General features: G+C 61.7%; 13 protein-coding genes. 6 read left to right on the forward strand and 7 right to left on the reverse strand.

The genetic code is table 11. The features are described 5' to 3' along the window. Positions 1-33: 33 nt before the first annotated feature. Together O3303_RS09875 and O3303_RS09880 are read right to left on the reverse strand one after the other, a co-directional pair. On the reverse strand, positions 34-1,098 hold the full coding sequence (locus O3303_RS09875) for a fatty acid desaturase family protein (protein ID WP_269558256.1): 1,065 nt from the start codon (positions 1,096-1,098) through the stop codon (positions 34-36). Positions 1,099-1,198: 100 nt separating this feature from the next. Next, positions 1,199-2,440: a DUF3298 and DUF4163 domain-containing protein gene (locus O3303_RS09880; RefSeq protein WP_269558257.1), complete on the reverse strand. Its 1,242-nt coding sequence runs from the start codon at positions 2,438-2,440 to the stop codon at positions 1,199-1,201. 117 nt (positions 2,441-2,557) lie between these two features. Here O3303_RS09880 and O3303_RS09885 point away from each other — a divergent pair, with 117 nt between their 5' ends. Then, complete coding sequence (locus O3303_RS09885; protein WP_269558258.1) at positions 2,558-3,421, forward strand: alpha/beta fold hydrolase; 864 nt, start codon at positions 2,558-2,560, stop codon at positions 3,419-3,421. 84 nt (positions 3,422-3,505) lie between these two features. Here the strand turns inward: O3303_RS09885 and O3303_RS09890 are convergent, their stop codons facing one another. The 5 genes from O3303_RS09890 to tsaD all read right to left on the reverse strand — a co-directional run bounded on the left by O3303_RS09890 (position 3,506) and on the right by tsaD (position 7,284). After that, positions 3,506-3,883 carry a hypothetical protein gene (locus O3303_RS09890; RefSeq protein ID WP_269558259.1) on the reverse strand — a complete coding sequence of 126 codons (378 nt, stop codon included), beginning with the start codon at positions 3,881-3,883 and terminating at the stop codon, positions 3,506-3,508. Positions 3,884-4,008: 125 nt separating this feature from the next. Continuing rightward, complete coding sequence (locus O3303_RS09895) at positions 4,009-4,506, reverse strand: HNH endonuclease (protein WP_269558260.1); 498 nt, start codon at positions 4,504-4,506, stop codon at positions 4,009-4,011. Between the two features lie 160 nt (positions 4,507-4,666). After that, entirely contained in the window at positions 4,667-5,470 is an 804-nt protein-coding gene (locus O3303_RS09900) for a C40 family peptidase (protein ID WP_269558261.1), read from the reverse strand. A 173-nt stretch (positions 5,471-5,643) separates the two neighbouring features. Beyond that, a complete protein-coding gene (gene smpB / locus O3303_RS09905; protein ID WP_269558262.1) occupies positions 5,644-6,117 on the reverse strand; it encodes an SsrA-binding protein SmpB in 474 nt (157 codons plus the stop codon). A 159-nt stretch (positions 6,118-6,276) separates the two neighbouring features. Beyond that, positions 6,277-7,284, reverse strand: a complete 1,008-nt coding sequence (gene tsaD, locus O3303_RS09910; RefSeq protein WP_269558263.1) for a tRNA (adenosine(37)-N6)-threonylcarbamoyltransferase complex transferase subunit TsaD — start codon at positions 7,282-7,284, stop codon at positions 6,277-6,279. A gap of 248 nt (positions 7,285-7,532) precedes the next feature. Between tsaD and O3303_RS09915 the strand changes: the two genes are divergently transcribed. The 5 genes from O3303_RS09915 (at position 7,533) to truB (ending at position 15,577) form a co-directional block, all read left to right on the forward strand. Beyond that, the gene (locus tag O3303_RS09915; RefSeq protein ID WP_269558264.1) at positions 7,533-12,110 is read left to right on the forward strand and encodes a translocation/assembly module TamB domain-containing protein; all 4,578 of its coding nucleotides are present in this window, start codon (positions 7,533-7,535) and stop codon (positions 12,108-12,110) included. Positions 12,111-12,339: 229 nt separating this feature from the next. Beyond that, on the forward strand, positions 12,340-13,233 hold the full coding sequence (locus tag O3303_RS09920) for a cell division protein FtsX (RefSeq protein WP_269558265.1): 894 nt from the start codon (positions 12,340-12,342) through the stop codon (positions 13,231-13,233). Positions 13,234-13,369: 136 nt separating this feature from the next. Continuing rightward, entirely contained in the window at positions 13,370-13,690 is a 321-nt protein-coding gene (locus O3303_RS09925) for a DUF3098 domain-containing protein (RefSeq protein ID WP_350356577.1), read from the forward strand. A gap of 150 nt (positions 13,691-13,840) precedes the next feature. Further along, positions 13,841-14,629 (forward strand): undecaprenyl-diphosphate phosphatase, encoded by a 789-nt coding sequence (locus O3303_RS09930; RefSeq protein ID WP_269558266.1) that lies wholly within the window; start codon positions 13,841-13,843, stop codon positions 14,627-14,629. Positions 14,630-14,764: 135 nt separating this feature from the next. Then, positions 14,765-15,577, forward strand: a complete 813-nt coding sequence (gene truB, locus O3303_RS09935) for a tRNA pseudouridine(55) synthase TruB (protein WP_350356578.1) — start codon at positions 14,765-14,767, stop codon at positions 15,575-15,577. The last annotated feature ends 85 nt before the right edge of the window (positions 15,578-15,662 follow it).

Consider the following 15,662-nt stretch of genomic DNA (forward strand, 5'->3'; position numbering starts at 1 on the left):
TCTTTTTTCGTTTGATAAAACCGTCTTGCTACTCTACGCCCGGCCCATCTCGCGCAAATGCGCAACGTGGGAGGCTACGGCGTAGCGCATCTTGGGGTACTCGTTGTACTCCACGCCGAACTCCAGGCAGGCCTGGCGGATGATTTTGTTGAGTGCGGGATAGTGCACGTGCGAGATGGTGGGGAACAGGTGGTGCTCCACCTGGAAGTTGAGGCCGCCTACCAGCCAGCTGATGACTTTGCTATCGGTAGCGAAGTTGGCGGTGGTTTTGATTTGATGAATGGCCCACTCGTCTTCCAGCTTGTTGGTGATTTCGTGGGGCATAGGGAAGGACGTGTGCTCGACAGTGTGCGCCAGCTGGAACACGATGCTCATGGTGAAACCAACCACGGTGGCAAACACCAGGAAGCCCACAATCCAGAAAACGAAACCCACGGTATAGATGGGCAACGCCACGAACAGGAACAGGTGCAGCGCCTTAAAGCCCCAGAACACGCTCTGGTCGGTGGCCGTCATCTTCTTGATAGGCATCTCCCCTACTTTGCCTTTGAAATACTTCTGGTAATCCATGAAGAAAATCCAGGCAATGAAGAGCAGGGCGTAGAAAAACCAGAAGTACAGGTGCTGAAAGCGGTGGAAGCCGTAGCGCTTCTGCGTGCTGCTCAGGCGCAGCCAAGGCTGGGCGTCGAGGTCGTCGTCCACGCCGTCCACGTTGGTGTACATGTGGTGGATGAGGTTGTGTTTCACGTTCCACATGAAGCTATTGCCACCCAACACGTTGAGAGTGAAAGACGCAAACTGGTTGATCCAGCGGGACTTGCTGAACGAGCCGTGGGCGCCGTCGTGCATGACGTTGAAGCCAATGGCCGAGCCCACGAGGCCCAGCAGGGCGCACTCGGCCAGCGCCAGCCACGTGGGCGGCGTCAGAAACACGAGGTGCAGGTACACCGCCACGAAGGCCACCGTGAGGATGATGGCTTTGGCGAACAGGCGGGAGTCGCCGGTGGTGTCTTTGCCGGCTTCGGCGAAGTAGGCGCTGGTGCGAAGCTTCAACTCTTTATGAAAGGAGCGGGAAGCAGCAAATTTGGGTGCGTGCATGAAGGGCAGTGAATAGGAATTCGGTAAATATACCGCTTCATAACCCGAGGCGGCCGCCGAACGGTCCATATCCCGGTATTATGTACGCTGGCGCCAGCGGCTAGGGCCGGCTCACCTCGCCCCCGCCCGCTACCGGCAGCCCCGGCCGCAACAACGGCCGCAACTCCGCCAACGGCACGAACACCCGGATTTCGCCTTGCGCGTAGGAAGCCACTTCGTAGGGCGAGTAGATGAACACGGCGCCACCGCTGGTCAGGAAGACGTTGCGGGTGGCAGGCAGGTGCTTCACGAACAGCGGACCTTCCAGCGAAGCGCCGGGCGCCAACCCCAACATGCGGCGGGCGGCCTGGTCGAGCAGGGCCACCAGCTGGGGCTGGGTGCCGGCCCGGAAGATGTCGTCGTAGCGGAGGCGGCGGCCGGTGCGGGTGTCGAAGGTGGCGGCGCTGGTGCCGTACATGCCGTGCGCGCCGCCGGTGTAGCTGTAGCTGAAATAGCCGATACTGAGTAGTGGTGCCTGATTCCAAAGCACGTGCATCAGCTGCTGCTCATCGTAGCGGAGGCCGATGCCGAAGGCCGGCGAGGAGGTGTCGCCGGGCTCGGGGCGGCTGCCGGCGGCGTCCTGGCGGTAGTCCTCGGTGAATTGTTGGAGGCGCTGCTGCCAGAGCTTTGGCAGGGTCGGGGCCGGCTGGGTATCCACGGTATCGGCGCGCAGGCCGCGCAGCAGGCTTTCCTGCAGGGTGCCGGAGGTACTGGCTGAAGCGGGCAGCAAGGCCAGCAGGCGCTGCTGCGCGTAGGGCGTGCCGGGCGTTTCGGGAAAAGCCGCCACAGAATCCTGGAAAAAGCGCGACCCCAGCTGGATGCTACCAGCGGGCTGCCCCTGCCGAAGCTCTACGGGACGGCCGCCAACGGTGCCCGTAAGCAGGCTGCCCTGCCGGCGCAGCCGCCACACGATTGGCTGGCTGCCACTAGCGCCGTGCTCGGGCGCGTAGTCCTGCAACGTGAGGCTATCGGCGGGGCCGGCCGTACCGTTCAGATCGAACGGGTGGCCGTCGGGGCCGGTGTAGCTGGCGGCCACGCCGCCGAACTCGGTTCCGGCGGGCCACACCTGTAGGTGTAGCGTGATGGTATCGGTGGGCTGGCCGGGCAGCACGCCCCGGTACTGCCGGTACCAGGCGCCCCGCGAGTCGGGTGGGGCGGTGGCGGCGGCAGCAACTTCAGCGGCGGGTTTGCTGGCCGTGGTGGCCTTATCGGAGGAGTTGGACTGGCAGGCAGCCAAGCTGGTGCCGAGCAACAGGCCTGCCAGGCGGGCAGCCGTCGGAGCAGAGGAAAGGGTATAGCGCATCAGGTCAAAGGAAGCATATTCGGAGGCGGTGTACAAAATCTTGGCGAGCCCCTATCCAATGGCCCGATCCGGCGTATGTATAAACACTAATCTCTCAACCACGCCAATCTTACTCGTATGAGCTACATCAAAGCCGGCCAGGACGCCAACGGCAACGACATCAAACTGCATTACACCGACCAAGGCACCGGCCAGCCGGTAGTCCTGATTCATGGCTGGCCCCAGACCCACGAGGCCTGGAACTACCAGCTGGGCGAGCTGCCCAAGCATGGCCTGCGCGTGGTGGCTTACACCCGCCGCGGTTTCGGCAATTCTACCAAGCCTTTTGAAGGCTACGACTACGATACGCTGGCCGACGACCTGAAGGCGGTGCTGGATGAGCTGGATCTGCAGAACGTAACGTTGGTCGGCTTCTCGATGGGCGGCGGTGAAGTAGCCCGCTACATGAGCCGCCACGGCGGTGCCCGCGTGGCCAAAGTGGTATTCGTGTCGGCCGTGACGCCATTCCTGCTCAAAACCGACGACAACCCCGACGGCGTAGACAAGTCGGTGTTCGAGGGCATGACCGAGCAGATGAAAGACGACCGTTTCGGATTCCTGCAGGCATTCGGTAAAGACTTCTACGGTGTAAGTACCCTCAGCAACCCCGTCAGCCAGGCGGTACTGGACTGGTCGTTCAATATGGGTTCCCTGGGTTCGCAGCAGGCTACGCTGGGCTGCGCCAAGGCGTTTGCTGAAACCGACTTCCGCCGCGACCTGGAAACCATCAGCGTCCCCGCGCTGGTCATTCACGGCGACGACGACAAGACGGTGCCGATCAAGAACAGCGGTGACCGGATGAACCAGCACCTCAAGCACGCCACGTACGTAACCTACGACGGCGCGCCCCACGGCCTGTTCATCACGGAGAAAGACAAGCTGAACCGCGACCTGGTGGAGTTTGCTACCAGCGGCACAGTGCGCAGCGACGAGAACCGCTAGTCCACACTCTCTGCCGTTCAGGCATCTGACAAACACATCGGCCCGGCTTCCAAGGAAGCCGGGCCGATGTGTTTTTGCGTCAGGCTATTCCTTTTCGAGGACGAGGCTGATGCGGCGGTTGGCCAGGTCTTCAATGCCCAGCACGTAGGTGTATTTGCCGTCTGCCAGCTTTTGCTCGCCCACATAGTCGATGGGCTGCCACACTACCTCCTGCCCATTGACCAATACCCTGACGTAGGCATAGCGGTAGGCGCTGGCAAACGACTTGTAGTCGGTGCTCTGCCCGGCGGCCAGCTGACCGTAGCTGTTTTCCCCATCTGACGTGTTGACGAGCACGCTTTCGAAAGCAAACGGGCTGGTGTTGCGCACCCGGATGCTCACACCACCGGGGGTGGCATCGTCTTCTTTTTTGCAGGCCGCGCAGCTCAGCAACAGGCCCAGAATCAGCAACAGATTTTTCATAACAGGTATCGGGTAAGTTCTCCCAGGAGAGCCCGCCCGCTGAAAAACGGTTGCAAGAGCGCCGCACCGCGGCCAGCCACCGGCCACGACACAGCACAAAAAAACCGGCAGCAAATGCTACCGGTTTAGTGGGTGAGATAGGCGTGCCAGTTCTGGTCGATGGTGCCGGCGCTGAGCCTGAGAAACCCGGACAAGGTGGGTTTTTTGGGCTGTTGCCTGATGGTGAGGCCGGCTTCCTGCGGCGTGCGGTGGCCTTTGGCGTGGTTGCAGCGCGAGCAGGCCGTGAGCAGGTTGCCCCAGCTGCTGTCGCCGCCGCGGGAACGGGGCAGCACGTGGTCGAGGGTGAGGTTTTTGGTGGCGCCGCAATACTGACACTCGAAATGGTCGCGCTTCATGATGTTGTGGCGGCTCAGGGCAATGCCCTTGTACGGCACCCGCACGTAGCGCTGCAGCCGGATGATGCTGGGCTTGGGGTACGTGGTGCTCACGGTGCGCAATACGCCACTCTCCGACCGGGCTATCATCTCGGCTTTATCGAGAAACAGCAGGACGAAGGCTTTCTGCACGCTGCACAGCGTTATGGCGGTATAGTCGCCATTCAGGACTAAGACTTTTTGATCCATACGCGCTTGGGGAGGAATCATCGGGTACAGCGAAAGCTAGATGATTCTTAGCGCATTAACAACAGCCGGAAAGTTTAGTTTCTGGGGTAACGCCGCAAGCTGCACGGATGCCCAATCGGCACTGGCGCCCCACAACTAGGCACCTCTTCATGCTCCCCTCCTACTCGGCCAGCAGGCGCTTGATGAGGCGCAGCTTGTGGGTGTACTTCTGCCGGTCGCGGTGGAAGATGCCGTTGTGGTCGAGCGGGTCGATGCGGACTTCGCCGCTGGCGTGCAGAATCTGCTGATCCTCCAGCAACAGGCCCACGTGCACGATGTTGCCGTCGGCGTTGTCGAAGAAGGCCAGGTCACCGGGCTGGGTCTGGGCCACGAAGTGCACGGGCAGGCCTAGGTTGATCTGCTGGCGGGCGTCGCGCGGGAGCTGCACCCCAATCAGGCCGTAGAGCTGCTGCATCAGCCCCGAGCAGTCGATGCCGAACAGGCTTTTACCGCCCCACAGGTAGGGCGCTTTCAGATACGTAAGGGCCATTTTCTGGAGCAGCCGCAGGCGCTGGTCCACGGGGCCGTGCGGGCCGTGGCCGTTCAGCGGGTTGGTGGCGGCCCCGTTATAAAACATCTGCTGCTCGCCGACGCGCAGTGTCATACCATCAAAAAACGGCAGGCGTGAGCCCAACTGCACCGGAATGCGCGTGTTGGGGCAGCTTACCATCTGCACCACATCCAACGTGCGCGGGTGGTCCTGGGCCTGCCAGGCGGCCAGGTACTCCGAACTCACGGGCGTGTGTTGCTTGAGGTCCATCCAGCCCACGTACTGGTCGGCGGTGGTCCGGATCTGGATCCACATGCCCTGGGTGAGTTGAATGGAATAGCACTCGCCGAAGATGAGCTGGGTGACGATTTCGGCTTTATCGGTGGGCTCCGCGCGCACCGGCACAACGCTCAACGCGCAGATTCCGTGTTCCACAATCACAGATTAACGCTGATTTCTGCGCAGATTCGCAGATTCAGCTTGAATAGATAAGCGAAGCTCCAAGTAAAAACCGGATTGTACAACTTTCTTATCCTGCCAGAGCCAAAGCCCCATAGAGTAAGATCCCTGATCTGCGAAATCTGCGCAAAAATCTGTGCAATCTGTAATTAATAGTCCCGGGCGCGGTCCATTTCGCGTTTCTGGTCTTTGGCCTTGAGGTCGTCGCGCTTGTCGTAGAGCTTCTTGCCCTTAGCCAGCGCAATTTCCACCTTGGCAAAGCCCCGGTCGCTGACGAACATGCGCAGCGGGATGATGGTGAGGCCCTGCTCCTGATTTTTGTTGGCCAGCTGCTTCAATTCGCGCTTGTTGAGCAGCAGCTTACGGGCGCGCATGGGCTCGTGGTTGTTGTAGGTGCCCTCAGTGTACTTAGCGATGGTCACCTGATTGAGCCACAGGCTGCCGTCGGTGTGGAACGTGCAGAAGCCGTCCTGCAGCTGCACGCTGCCCTCGCGGATGCTCTTGATTTCGGTACCCTGCAGCATGATGCCGGCGTCGTACTTCACCAGGAAAGCGTATTCGTGGCTGGCGCGGCGGTTTTGGATATTGATGCGCTTGGGCGCGTCGTCTTTTTTGGAAGCCATAGAACGGCAAATGTAGCATAGGCTTCAGCCTGTGCCGGAAAGTAAGAAAGTGTTTCTCGCAGTGGTACGCAAAGTAGCCGGCGAGCGGCTGACCCGACCAACCCAGGCCGGCGCGAATACCGGGCCGGGCCGTTCAGTCGGCACAAGCTGAAGCTTATGCTACATGAGCTTCAGGCGCGGGTCGGAGCTTACGAGCTGGTCGGCGAAGTCGCCGGCCTGATACTGGAACTCGGCGGTTTTGGCCACCATGCCGGCGTTATCGGTGCAGAACTGGAAGGCCGGGATGAACACCTGCCAGCCTTGGGCGACGGCCTCGTCCTGCAAAGCCTGGCGCAGACCGGAGTTGGCGGCCACGCCACCGGCCAGCGCAATCTGGGTCAGGCCCTGGTCGGCGGCGGCGCGGCGCAGCTGGCGCAGCAGCGTCTGGATGATGGTGTGCTGGATGCTGGCGCAGAGGTCGGGCAGGTTCTGCTGCACGAAATCAGGGTTCTGGGCGGTTTCCTTGCGCAGGAAGTAGAGCACCGAGGTTTTCAGGCCGCTGAAGCTGAAGTCGTAGCCGGGCATAGCGCCCACCGGGAACGGGAAGCGCGTGGGATTGCCTTCGCGCGCCAGCTTATCGAGGTGCGGGCCGCCGGGATACGGCAGGCCCAGCAGCTTGGCGGTTTTGTCGAAGGCTTCGCCGGCCGCGTCGTCGATGGTCTGGCCGATGATTTCCATCTCCAGTGCCGACTTCACCACCACCAGTTGCGTGTGGCCGCCGCTCACGGTAAGGCACAGAAACGGAAACACCGGCCGCGGCTCCTCGATGAAGTGCGCCAGAATGTGGGCCCGCATGTGGTTGACGGCAATCAGCGGCTTGTTCAGGGCCAGGGCCAGGGTTTTGGCGAACATGCCCCCTACTAATAAGGAGCCCAGCAGCCCCGGCCCCTGCGTGAAGGCCACCGCGTCGAGGTCCTGCTTGCGGATGCCGGCCTTTTGCAGGGCGGCATTCACCACCGGAATGAGGTGCTGCTGGTGGGCGCGCGAGGCCAGCTCGGGCACTACGCCGCCGTATTGCTCGTGCACCTGCTGGGTGGCCACCACATTGGCCCGGATTTCGCCGGCAACCAGCACGGCCGCGGAAGTGTCGTCGCAGGAAGATTCGATGGCGAGGATGGTGGGCTGCATAATTGGAAAGTAGCACTAAGCACCTGCTTGGCGTAGCGTTGAAGGAATTAGGGGAGCGGCACGGCTGGGGCTCGAGGCGTACGCTTCGCGCTTCTACAGACGCAACCGGCTACAAAGTTCGTTAAAACTGCTAACCTGTACCCGTACTGCTTCGTTGTTGCGGCAACGGTTGCCCGGCCGCCGGCGTCTGTCGGGCAACTGCCAACCCTGTATCTTCGCTCGGATAATCTTCTTCACCCCTGCTCGCCGTGCCCCGTTTCGTCTCCATTCTGCTGAAAGTGCTGCTGGGCCTCGTGCTGGTGGTGGTGCTGGCTGTGGTGGGGGCGCTGGTGGCCCTGCGCGTGCCCAGCGTGCAAACGCGCCTGGCCCAGAAGGCCGCCCAGATGCTCACCGACAAGCTGGGCCAGCGCGTGACCGTGGGCCGGGTGGACATCCGCCCGTTTTCGCGGGTGCTGCTGGAAGGCATTCGGGTGCTGGACCGCCGCGGCGACGAGCTGTTCAGTGTGGGCCGCGCCGACGCCGACATTACGCTGTTCAGCGTGCTAAGCCCCGACCGCCTGCACGTAGGCAAGCTCACGCTGGAGGAGCCGCGCTTTGCCCTCGTCACCTACAAAGACCGGCCCGACACCACCAACCTTTCCGAGTTTCTGGCGGCCATCAAGCGCCTCGTGGGCCCTTCCGACACCACCAAGGTCAGCAAGCCGTTCGATTTCAAGATTGAGGCCATCAGTCTGCGCAACGGGCGCTTCATTCTGGAGCGCCAGGACAAAGCCCGGGAGCCTTATTATGGCCGCTCGATGGACTACGGCCACATGCGCGTGGACAGCATCTACGGCGATTTTTCGCGGATCTGGCTGCGCGGCGACACCATTCACTCCCAGATTGATGGGCTGCGGGCCGTGGATCTGCCGTCGAAAACCCGCCTGCGCGAGCTGACGGCCAACATGACTTACGCCGGCAAGTTCTGGGAATTCGGGGGCCTGAACCTGCGCGTGGGCAACAGCCAGCTGCACAACTACCTGCGGTTTGAATACCCGCGGTTTCTGGCTTTCACCAGCTTCAACGACTCGGTGCGGGTGGTGGCCCGCCTGCAGCCCTCGCGCATCTACTCCGACGACATTGCCCTGTTTGCGCCCCAGCCCTTCATGCGCGAACTAAAGGAAACGGTGCTGCTCTCCGGTGAGGCCAAGGGCTACGTGCGCAACTTCACCACCAAGAACCTCGACATCACCTACGGCCGCAACACGCGGGTAGTGGGCAACATCAACGTCGAGGGTTTGCCTAATCTCAAGGAAAGCTTCGTGGAGATGCGCCTGCAGCCCTCGGTGGTGGACGGGCGCGACATCCGCAAGTTCATTCCGGCCTCGGGCTGGCCCTACGTGCAGCGGCTGGGCACCGTGAAGCTGAAAGGGCAGTTTCTGGGCTTCTATAACGACTTTGTGGCTAACGGCTCGTTTCAGACGGCGCTGGGCTCGGTGGTGTCCGACGTAAACCTGAAGTTCAAAGACGACCCGCGTTTTTCGTCTTATGAAGGCGACATCCGCACCACGGGCTTTCAGCTGGGCAAGCTGCTGGGGCAGGAAAACGTGGTGCGCGACGTGACCTTCAGCGGCCGGGTGGAAGGCGTGGGCTTCACGCCCGAAGGCGCCCGCCTCACGGCCAACGCCACGGTGCAGAGCATCTGGCTGAACGGCTACCGCTACCGCAACATCACCACCAACGGCCGCTTCAGCCGGGAGTCGTTTACGGGCAAGATTGCCGCCAACGACCCCAACCTGCAGTTCGATGCCGACGGCAGCATCGACCTTAACCGGCAGCGCCAGGCCTTCGACCTGCGGGCCCGCGTGCGCCGCGCCGACCTGCGCGCTCTGGGCCTGACCAACCAAAGCGTGGTGGTGGCCACCACCGCCGACGTGAAGTTCCGCGGCCTGCGCCTCGACGATTTGATCGGGCGGATTCAACTGCGCAACTCGCGGGTGGGCTACGCCGGCCGCACCGTGGCCGTGGATACGCTGGACGTGGTGAGTGAGAAAACCGCCGGCCAGCGCCGGCTGGCGGTCCGCTCGGAGGCGCTCAACCTGACGGCCACCGGCAACTTTGACTTCACGGAGGTCATCCGGAGCACTGAGGTGCTGCTGACCGAGTACCGCCTCAACTTCGAGAGCAACGACGCCGCCATTGCCGACTACTACCGCCGCAAGCGCCAGCGCGCTATTCCGGAGTACGCCATCGACCTGGATCTGTACCTGAAGAAGCCGAATCCGCTGCTGCGCCTGTTTATGCCGGGCCTGCAGGTGGCCAACTATTCGCGCATCGACGGCTCGTTCCGCAACGGGCAGACCTCGATTCTGCAGCTCGGCGGCAGCTTCGACACGCTGACGGTGGACAGCGTGCGTACGTATCGCACGGCCTTTGAATTCAACACCTCCAAGCTGCCCTACCGGCCCGAGGTGCTGGCCCAGGCCAACGTAACGTCGGAGCGGCAGGTTCTGCCGGGGCTGGGCCGTACCGAGGGCTTCTACGTGGAAGGCGTCTGGGACCAGGAACGCATCAACTTCTCCACGGCCTTGGTCCAGACCAACACCACCAACAAAGCCCAGATCAACGGCGCACTCAGCTTCCTGCCTGATGCCGTGAAGGTGGTGTTCCGCCAGTCGGGCGTAAATTTGCTGGGCAAGGACTGGACGATTGCGCAGGACAACTCGGTCATCATCTCCAAGCAGGGCAAAGAGTTTGATATTCAGAACCTGAGCCTCAGCAACGGCGCCCAGAGCGTGAGTGCGCAGGGCTTCATCTCGCAGAATCCGGCCAAGCAGCTCAAGCTGACGGTGCGCGATTTGGAGCTGGCCACGCTCACGGCCCTGACCTCGCAGAACATGACGGGCCGCGTGAATGCCGAAGGCACCGTGAGCGGCGTGTACGGCCCGCTGGCCATCAGCTCCACGCTCACCGTCGACTCGCTGGCGCTGGATAAGGTGCTGATTGGCAACGTGGCGGGCAAAAGCAACTGGGACAACCGCGCCAAGCAGGCCCTCGTGGACCTGGACGTGCTGCGCGACGGCAGCCGCGTGGTGCGCGTGGCGGGCAGCATTGCGCCCTCGCGCGAGAACGAGCAGCTCAACCTCACCGCCACCCTCGATAAAGCGCCCATAAAGCTGGCCGAGCCGTTTCTAAAAACGCTGTTTAAAGATATCGGCGGCACGGCCGTGGGCACGCTGCGGCTGGCGGGGCGCTTCAGCCAGCCCCACCTTACGGGCACCCTCGACGTGAGCGACGGGCAGCTGACGTTCATCTACCTGGGCACCACCTACACCTTCGCCGACCGAATCCGGTTCACCGACGACCGGATTGTGCTGCGCGACATCCGGATGAAGGACCCGCTGGGCAACACCGGCGTTATCACAGGCGACATTTTCCACGACGGCTTTCAGAACATGCGGCTGGCGCTGGAGGCCTCGTTCCGTAAGCTTCTGGTGCTCAACACCACCCGCAAAGACAACGAGCTGTACTTTGGCACGGCCTACGCCACCGGCTCGGCCCGCGTAAATGGGCCCGCCAACAACCTGGTGGTGAACGTGCAGGCCAAATCGGAGCCCGGCACGCGCCTCTCGCTGCCGCTCGACAATGCTGCCCGCGCCGAAAAAGCCAGCTACATCCGCTTCGTCAACCGCAACCTCACCGACACGGCCCGCACGCCCATTCCCATTGGGGCGCAGGAGAAAGTCGATTTGTCGGGTATCCGGCTGAACATGAACCTGGAGGTGACGCCCGACGCCTACGTGGAGATTCTGCTGGACGAAAGCACCGGCGACGTAATCCGCGGGACGGCTGCCGGGCGGCTGCGCCTCAACATCGACACCCGCGGCGACTTCAATATGTTCGGGCAGATTGAAATTGTGCGCGGGGCCTACAATTTCACGCTGCAGGGCCTAGTGAACAAGGAGTTTGTGGTGCGGCCCGGCGGCACCATTGCCTGGAACGGCGACCCGCTGGCTGGCGAGATGAACGTGACGGCCGCCTACACCCAGCGCACTTCCTTGGCCCCCATTCTGGCTACCAACAACGCCGTGGTGCCCGTAACGGCCGTTATGAACCTGACCGGACCGCTGCTGCTGCCCGTCATCAAGCTCAACCTGGAGTTCAACGATATTCCGTCGTCGCTGGAAAGCGACCTGGTGCCGTTCCTGTCGTCGTTGCGCAACGACGAGCAGGAGCTGAGCCGGCAGGTGTTCAGCCTGGTGGTGTTCCGGCAGCTGGCGCCCGCCTCTTCGCTGTCGTCGATTACCTCGTTTCAGGGCCAGAATAACGCTCTGGGCAACAGCCTGGGCCAGATTATCAGCACCCAGCTGGGCGCCCTCACCTCGCAGCTCGACCCCAACCTGGAAATCAGCTTCAACTTCAACGGCATTTCGGCCGAGCAGCTGCAGGCCCTGCAGGTGCGCCTGAGCTACTCGTTCCTGAACGGACGGCTGCGCGTGACGCGGGAAGGCGGCTTCAACAACGGCGTGGTAACCGACGCCAACACCGGCACTACCACCACCGTGGGCAACAACTCGTCCATCCTCGGCGACCTGACGCTGGAATACTACCTGCGCGCCGACGGCAAGTTCCGGGCAAAGCTGCGCTACGAAACCACCCCGCGTGACCTGAGCGCCCTGAGCAACGGCCAGAACCAAGCCCGGGCCGGCGTCTCGCTGCTGCACACCGAGCAGTTCGACTCGCTCACGGAGCTGTTTGCCCGCAAACACCTTACGCGCAAGCAGCAGAACGCCCGCAAAGCGCGCGAAGTCCTCAACGTGGACGACGATCCGCGGACGAGTATCTAATTGCCGGATTCCAAGGCAGGCGCACAAGCCCTTACGGTGCTACCCACTATCCCGCAAACGGGCTGGCCCACTGGCTCGTTTGCGGTTCACACGCCTGCGCAACGGTTCGGTTGACTGCGTTTTGCCACGACCTAAAACCATTGACTTGAGCTACTACTACCTATCAGCTCCCAACAATTAACAATCAATAACAAACCCGCAACCATTCCAACAATTACCTTTGCCCTCTATGGCCCAACCCCGCCCGACCCGCAAGAAGAAGCTAGGCAGCTACCCGCACACGATGGTAGTGTTCAGCATCACGCTGGCGTTGCTGGTTGTCGGGCTGTTTGGGCTGCTGCTGATTCATGCGCACAAGCTCTCCAACCTAGTGAAGGAGAACATTGAGATGCAGGTGTACCTGGACCGCGACCTGCCACCCACCGAGCTGCTGCGGCTGCAGCAGGACTTCGCCCGCAAGCCCTACATCGCGCAGCGCGACGGCCAAGCGCAGGTGCGGTTTCTGAGCCGCGAGGAAGGCGCCAAGCAGTTCATTGAGCAGACCGGCGAAGACTTCCAGCAGTTCCTCGGCGACAACCCGCTGCGCGACGCATACATCCTGAAAATCAACGCCGAATATTCCGATTCGCTGCAGATGGGCCGCATTGAGCGCGAGTTGAAGGCCGAGCCGGGCGTACACGAGGTGCAGTACGTGCAGAGCCTGATCAGCTCCATCAACCAGAATGTGCGCAAGCTGAGTTTGGTGCTGCTGGGCTTTGCCGTGGTCCTGACCTTCGTCGTGACGGTGCTCATCAACAACACCATCAAGCTGGCCCTCTTCTCGCAACGCTTCCTCATCCGGAGCATGCAGCTGGTGGGCGCTACCTCGTTTTTCATTCAGCGGCCCTTCCTGAACCGCGCCACCTGGCAGGGCCTCGTGAGCGGTATTCTAGCAAGCCTGCTGCTGCTGGCGCTGCTCCAATACGCCTACCTGCAGGTGGCCGACCTGCGCGCCCTGCGCGACGACCGCCTCATTGGGGCGCTGCTGCTGGTGATGGTGGCGCTGGGCTGCGGCATTGGCTTTCTGAGCTCCTACCGCGCCGTGCGCAAGTACCTGGGCATGTCGCTGGATGAGCTGTATTAACCTGTTTGAACGTGCATAACAGAACATCATGCTGAGCTTGCCGAAGCATCTCTACCGCCTCGTTGCTGAAGTAATCTGATTACTACTCGGTAGAGATGCTTCGGCAAGCTCAGCATGACGTTCCTTTCCCAACCATATGGAACCTACCACCTCACAAACACCCCGCTTCGCCTTCGGGCCGCGCAACTACCGCCTGATGTTCGTGGGCCTGGCCGTGCTGGCCGCCGGCTTCATCACCATGACACTGGACACAGCCGACTACGGCGAGGGGTTTTTGGGCATCACGCTCGGCCCCATTCTACTGGTTACCGGCTTTCTGATTGAGTTCTGGGCCATTATGGCCAAGCCCGGCGGCCCGGCTCCGGTAGCGCAGGACCCCGCCACCCGCGAGACCCTGGCGCAGCAGCCCGCGCCGGCCGCGCCCGTGGCCCCGGTTGCGCCCACCTACAAGCGCTGATTGACAAGCGTAGTCAGTCACTTATATCTGTTATCCTGAGTTTGCGAAAGATCCTATCACGTTAAGCCAGCTTGCATAGCACCGGCTCGTTCACGCGTGACAAGATCCTTTGCAAACTCAGGATGACGGAATGTTCTAATTCTCCCCTGCATGAACTACTGGTACGCCCTGATTCTGGCTATCGTCGAAGGCCTGACGGAATTTCTGCCGGTTTCCAGCACCGGCCACATGATTATCGTGGCCAACCTGATGGGTATCGGCCAGCTGCCCTTCACTGAAACTTACATCACCTCCATTCAGCTTGGTGCCATCCTGTCGGTGGTGGTGCTGTACTGGCGGCGGTTTCTGCAAAGCTTCGACTTCTACGTGAAGCTGTTTGTGGCCTTTCTGCCATTCGGCATTTTGGGTTTTCTGCTGAAAGATGTCATTCAGGAACTCCTGAAAAGCGTGACGGTGGTAGCCATATCATTGGTAGTGGGCGGCGTGATTCTGCTGTTCGTGGACCGCTGGTTTTCCGGGGAGCGCAAGGCCGTAACCACACCCAGTTTGGTGCAAGCGCTGCGCATTGGGCTGTTTCAGTGCCTGGCGCTGGTGCCCGGCGTGAGCCGCTCGGCCGCCACCATCGTGGGCGGCCTGGCCCAGGGCTTCGACCGCCGCTCGGCCGCCGACTTCTCGTTTCTACTGGCCGTGCCCACCATGGTCGTCATCACGGCCTACCAGCTCTACAAGACCTACAAAGTAGACGCGCCCGGCGTCGAGGACCTGAAATACCTGCTGTTCGGCAACGTGGTGGCCTTTGCTGTAGGGCTGCTGGCCGTCAAGTCGTTCGTGAATTTCGTGTCGCGCTTCGGCTTCCGGGCGTTTGGCTTCTACCGCATCATCGTGGGCGTTATCATCCTGGTGATGATTGCGCTGGGCATTCCGATGCAGCTGATTTAACTACGTACTGAGAAGACAGTATTGAGTAGTTGGTATTGAGTACTTAGATGTAAGTCAGGAACCCTACAGGCAACCTCAGCACTAGATACTAACTACTTAATACTATCTACTCAGTACTCAATAACAACCACTCCTTTGGAAAATCCCCGCTCATTCGACTTTGAAGCCGGCGAAGTACTGCTGATGGACAAGCCGCTCACCTGGACGTCGTTTGACGTGGTGCGCAAGGTGAAGAACACGCTGCGCATCAAGAAAATCGGGCATGCCGGCACCCTCGACCCACTGGCTACCGGCCTGCTGATCATGTGCACCGGCAAGAAAACCAAGGAAATTGACCTGATTCAGGCCCAGGAAAAGGAGTACACTGGCACCTTCCGCCTCGGCCAGACCACGCCCAGCTTCGACCTGGAAACGCCCGTGGATGCCGAGCTGCCGTACGCCCACCTCACCGACGACGAAATCCGGGCCGCCACCGCGCAGTTCGTGGGCCTGATTACCCAGACGCCGCCGCTGTTTTCGGCGGTGAAAGTGAACGGCGAGCGGGCCTACGAAGTGGCCCGCCGCGGCGGTGAGGCCGAAATCAAGAGCAAGCAGGTCACCATCCGCGAGTTTGAGCTCACGCGCATTGAGCTGCCCGAGGTGGACTTCCGCGTGACCTGCTCCAAAGGCACCTACATCCGCAGCCTCGCCCGCGACCTGGGCGCGGCCCTGGGCTGCGGCGCCCACCTCACCAAACTGGTGCGCACCCGCATCGGCGAGTACCGAGTAGAGGACGCCCTAACCATGGAAGCCGTGGAAGCCATGCGGCCGCCGCGCCCCGAAGGCGAAACCGAACGGCCCCGCCGCCAGCGGCAGCCCCGCCCCGAGCGCCGCGCCGGCCTGGAATACTACAGCGCCAACCAAACCGATACCGCGCCATCCTCTGCCGCGCCAGACGCCACCGAATAGCTGCTGCGGGCGGCGAACGGCAGCCGGCAAACGCGTCGTATTGGCCGTCCGGCCATCAGCGAAATCACTTTAATCAGCGCAAATC

This window comes from Hymenobacter canadensis (assembly GCF_027359925.1).
GTDB classification, from domain to species: Bacteria; Bacteroidota; Bacteroidia; order Cytophagales; family Hymenobacteraceae; genus Hymenobacter; species Hymenobacter canadensis.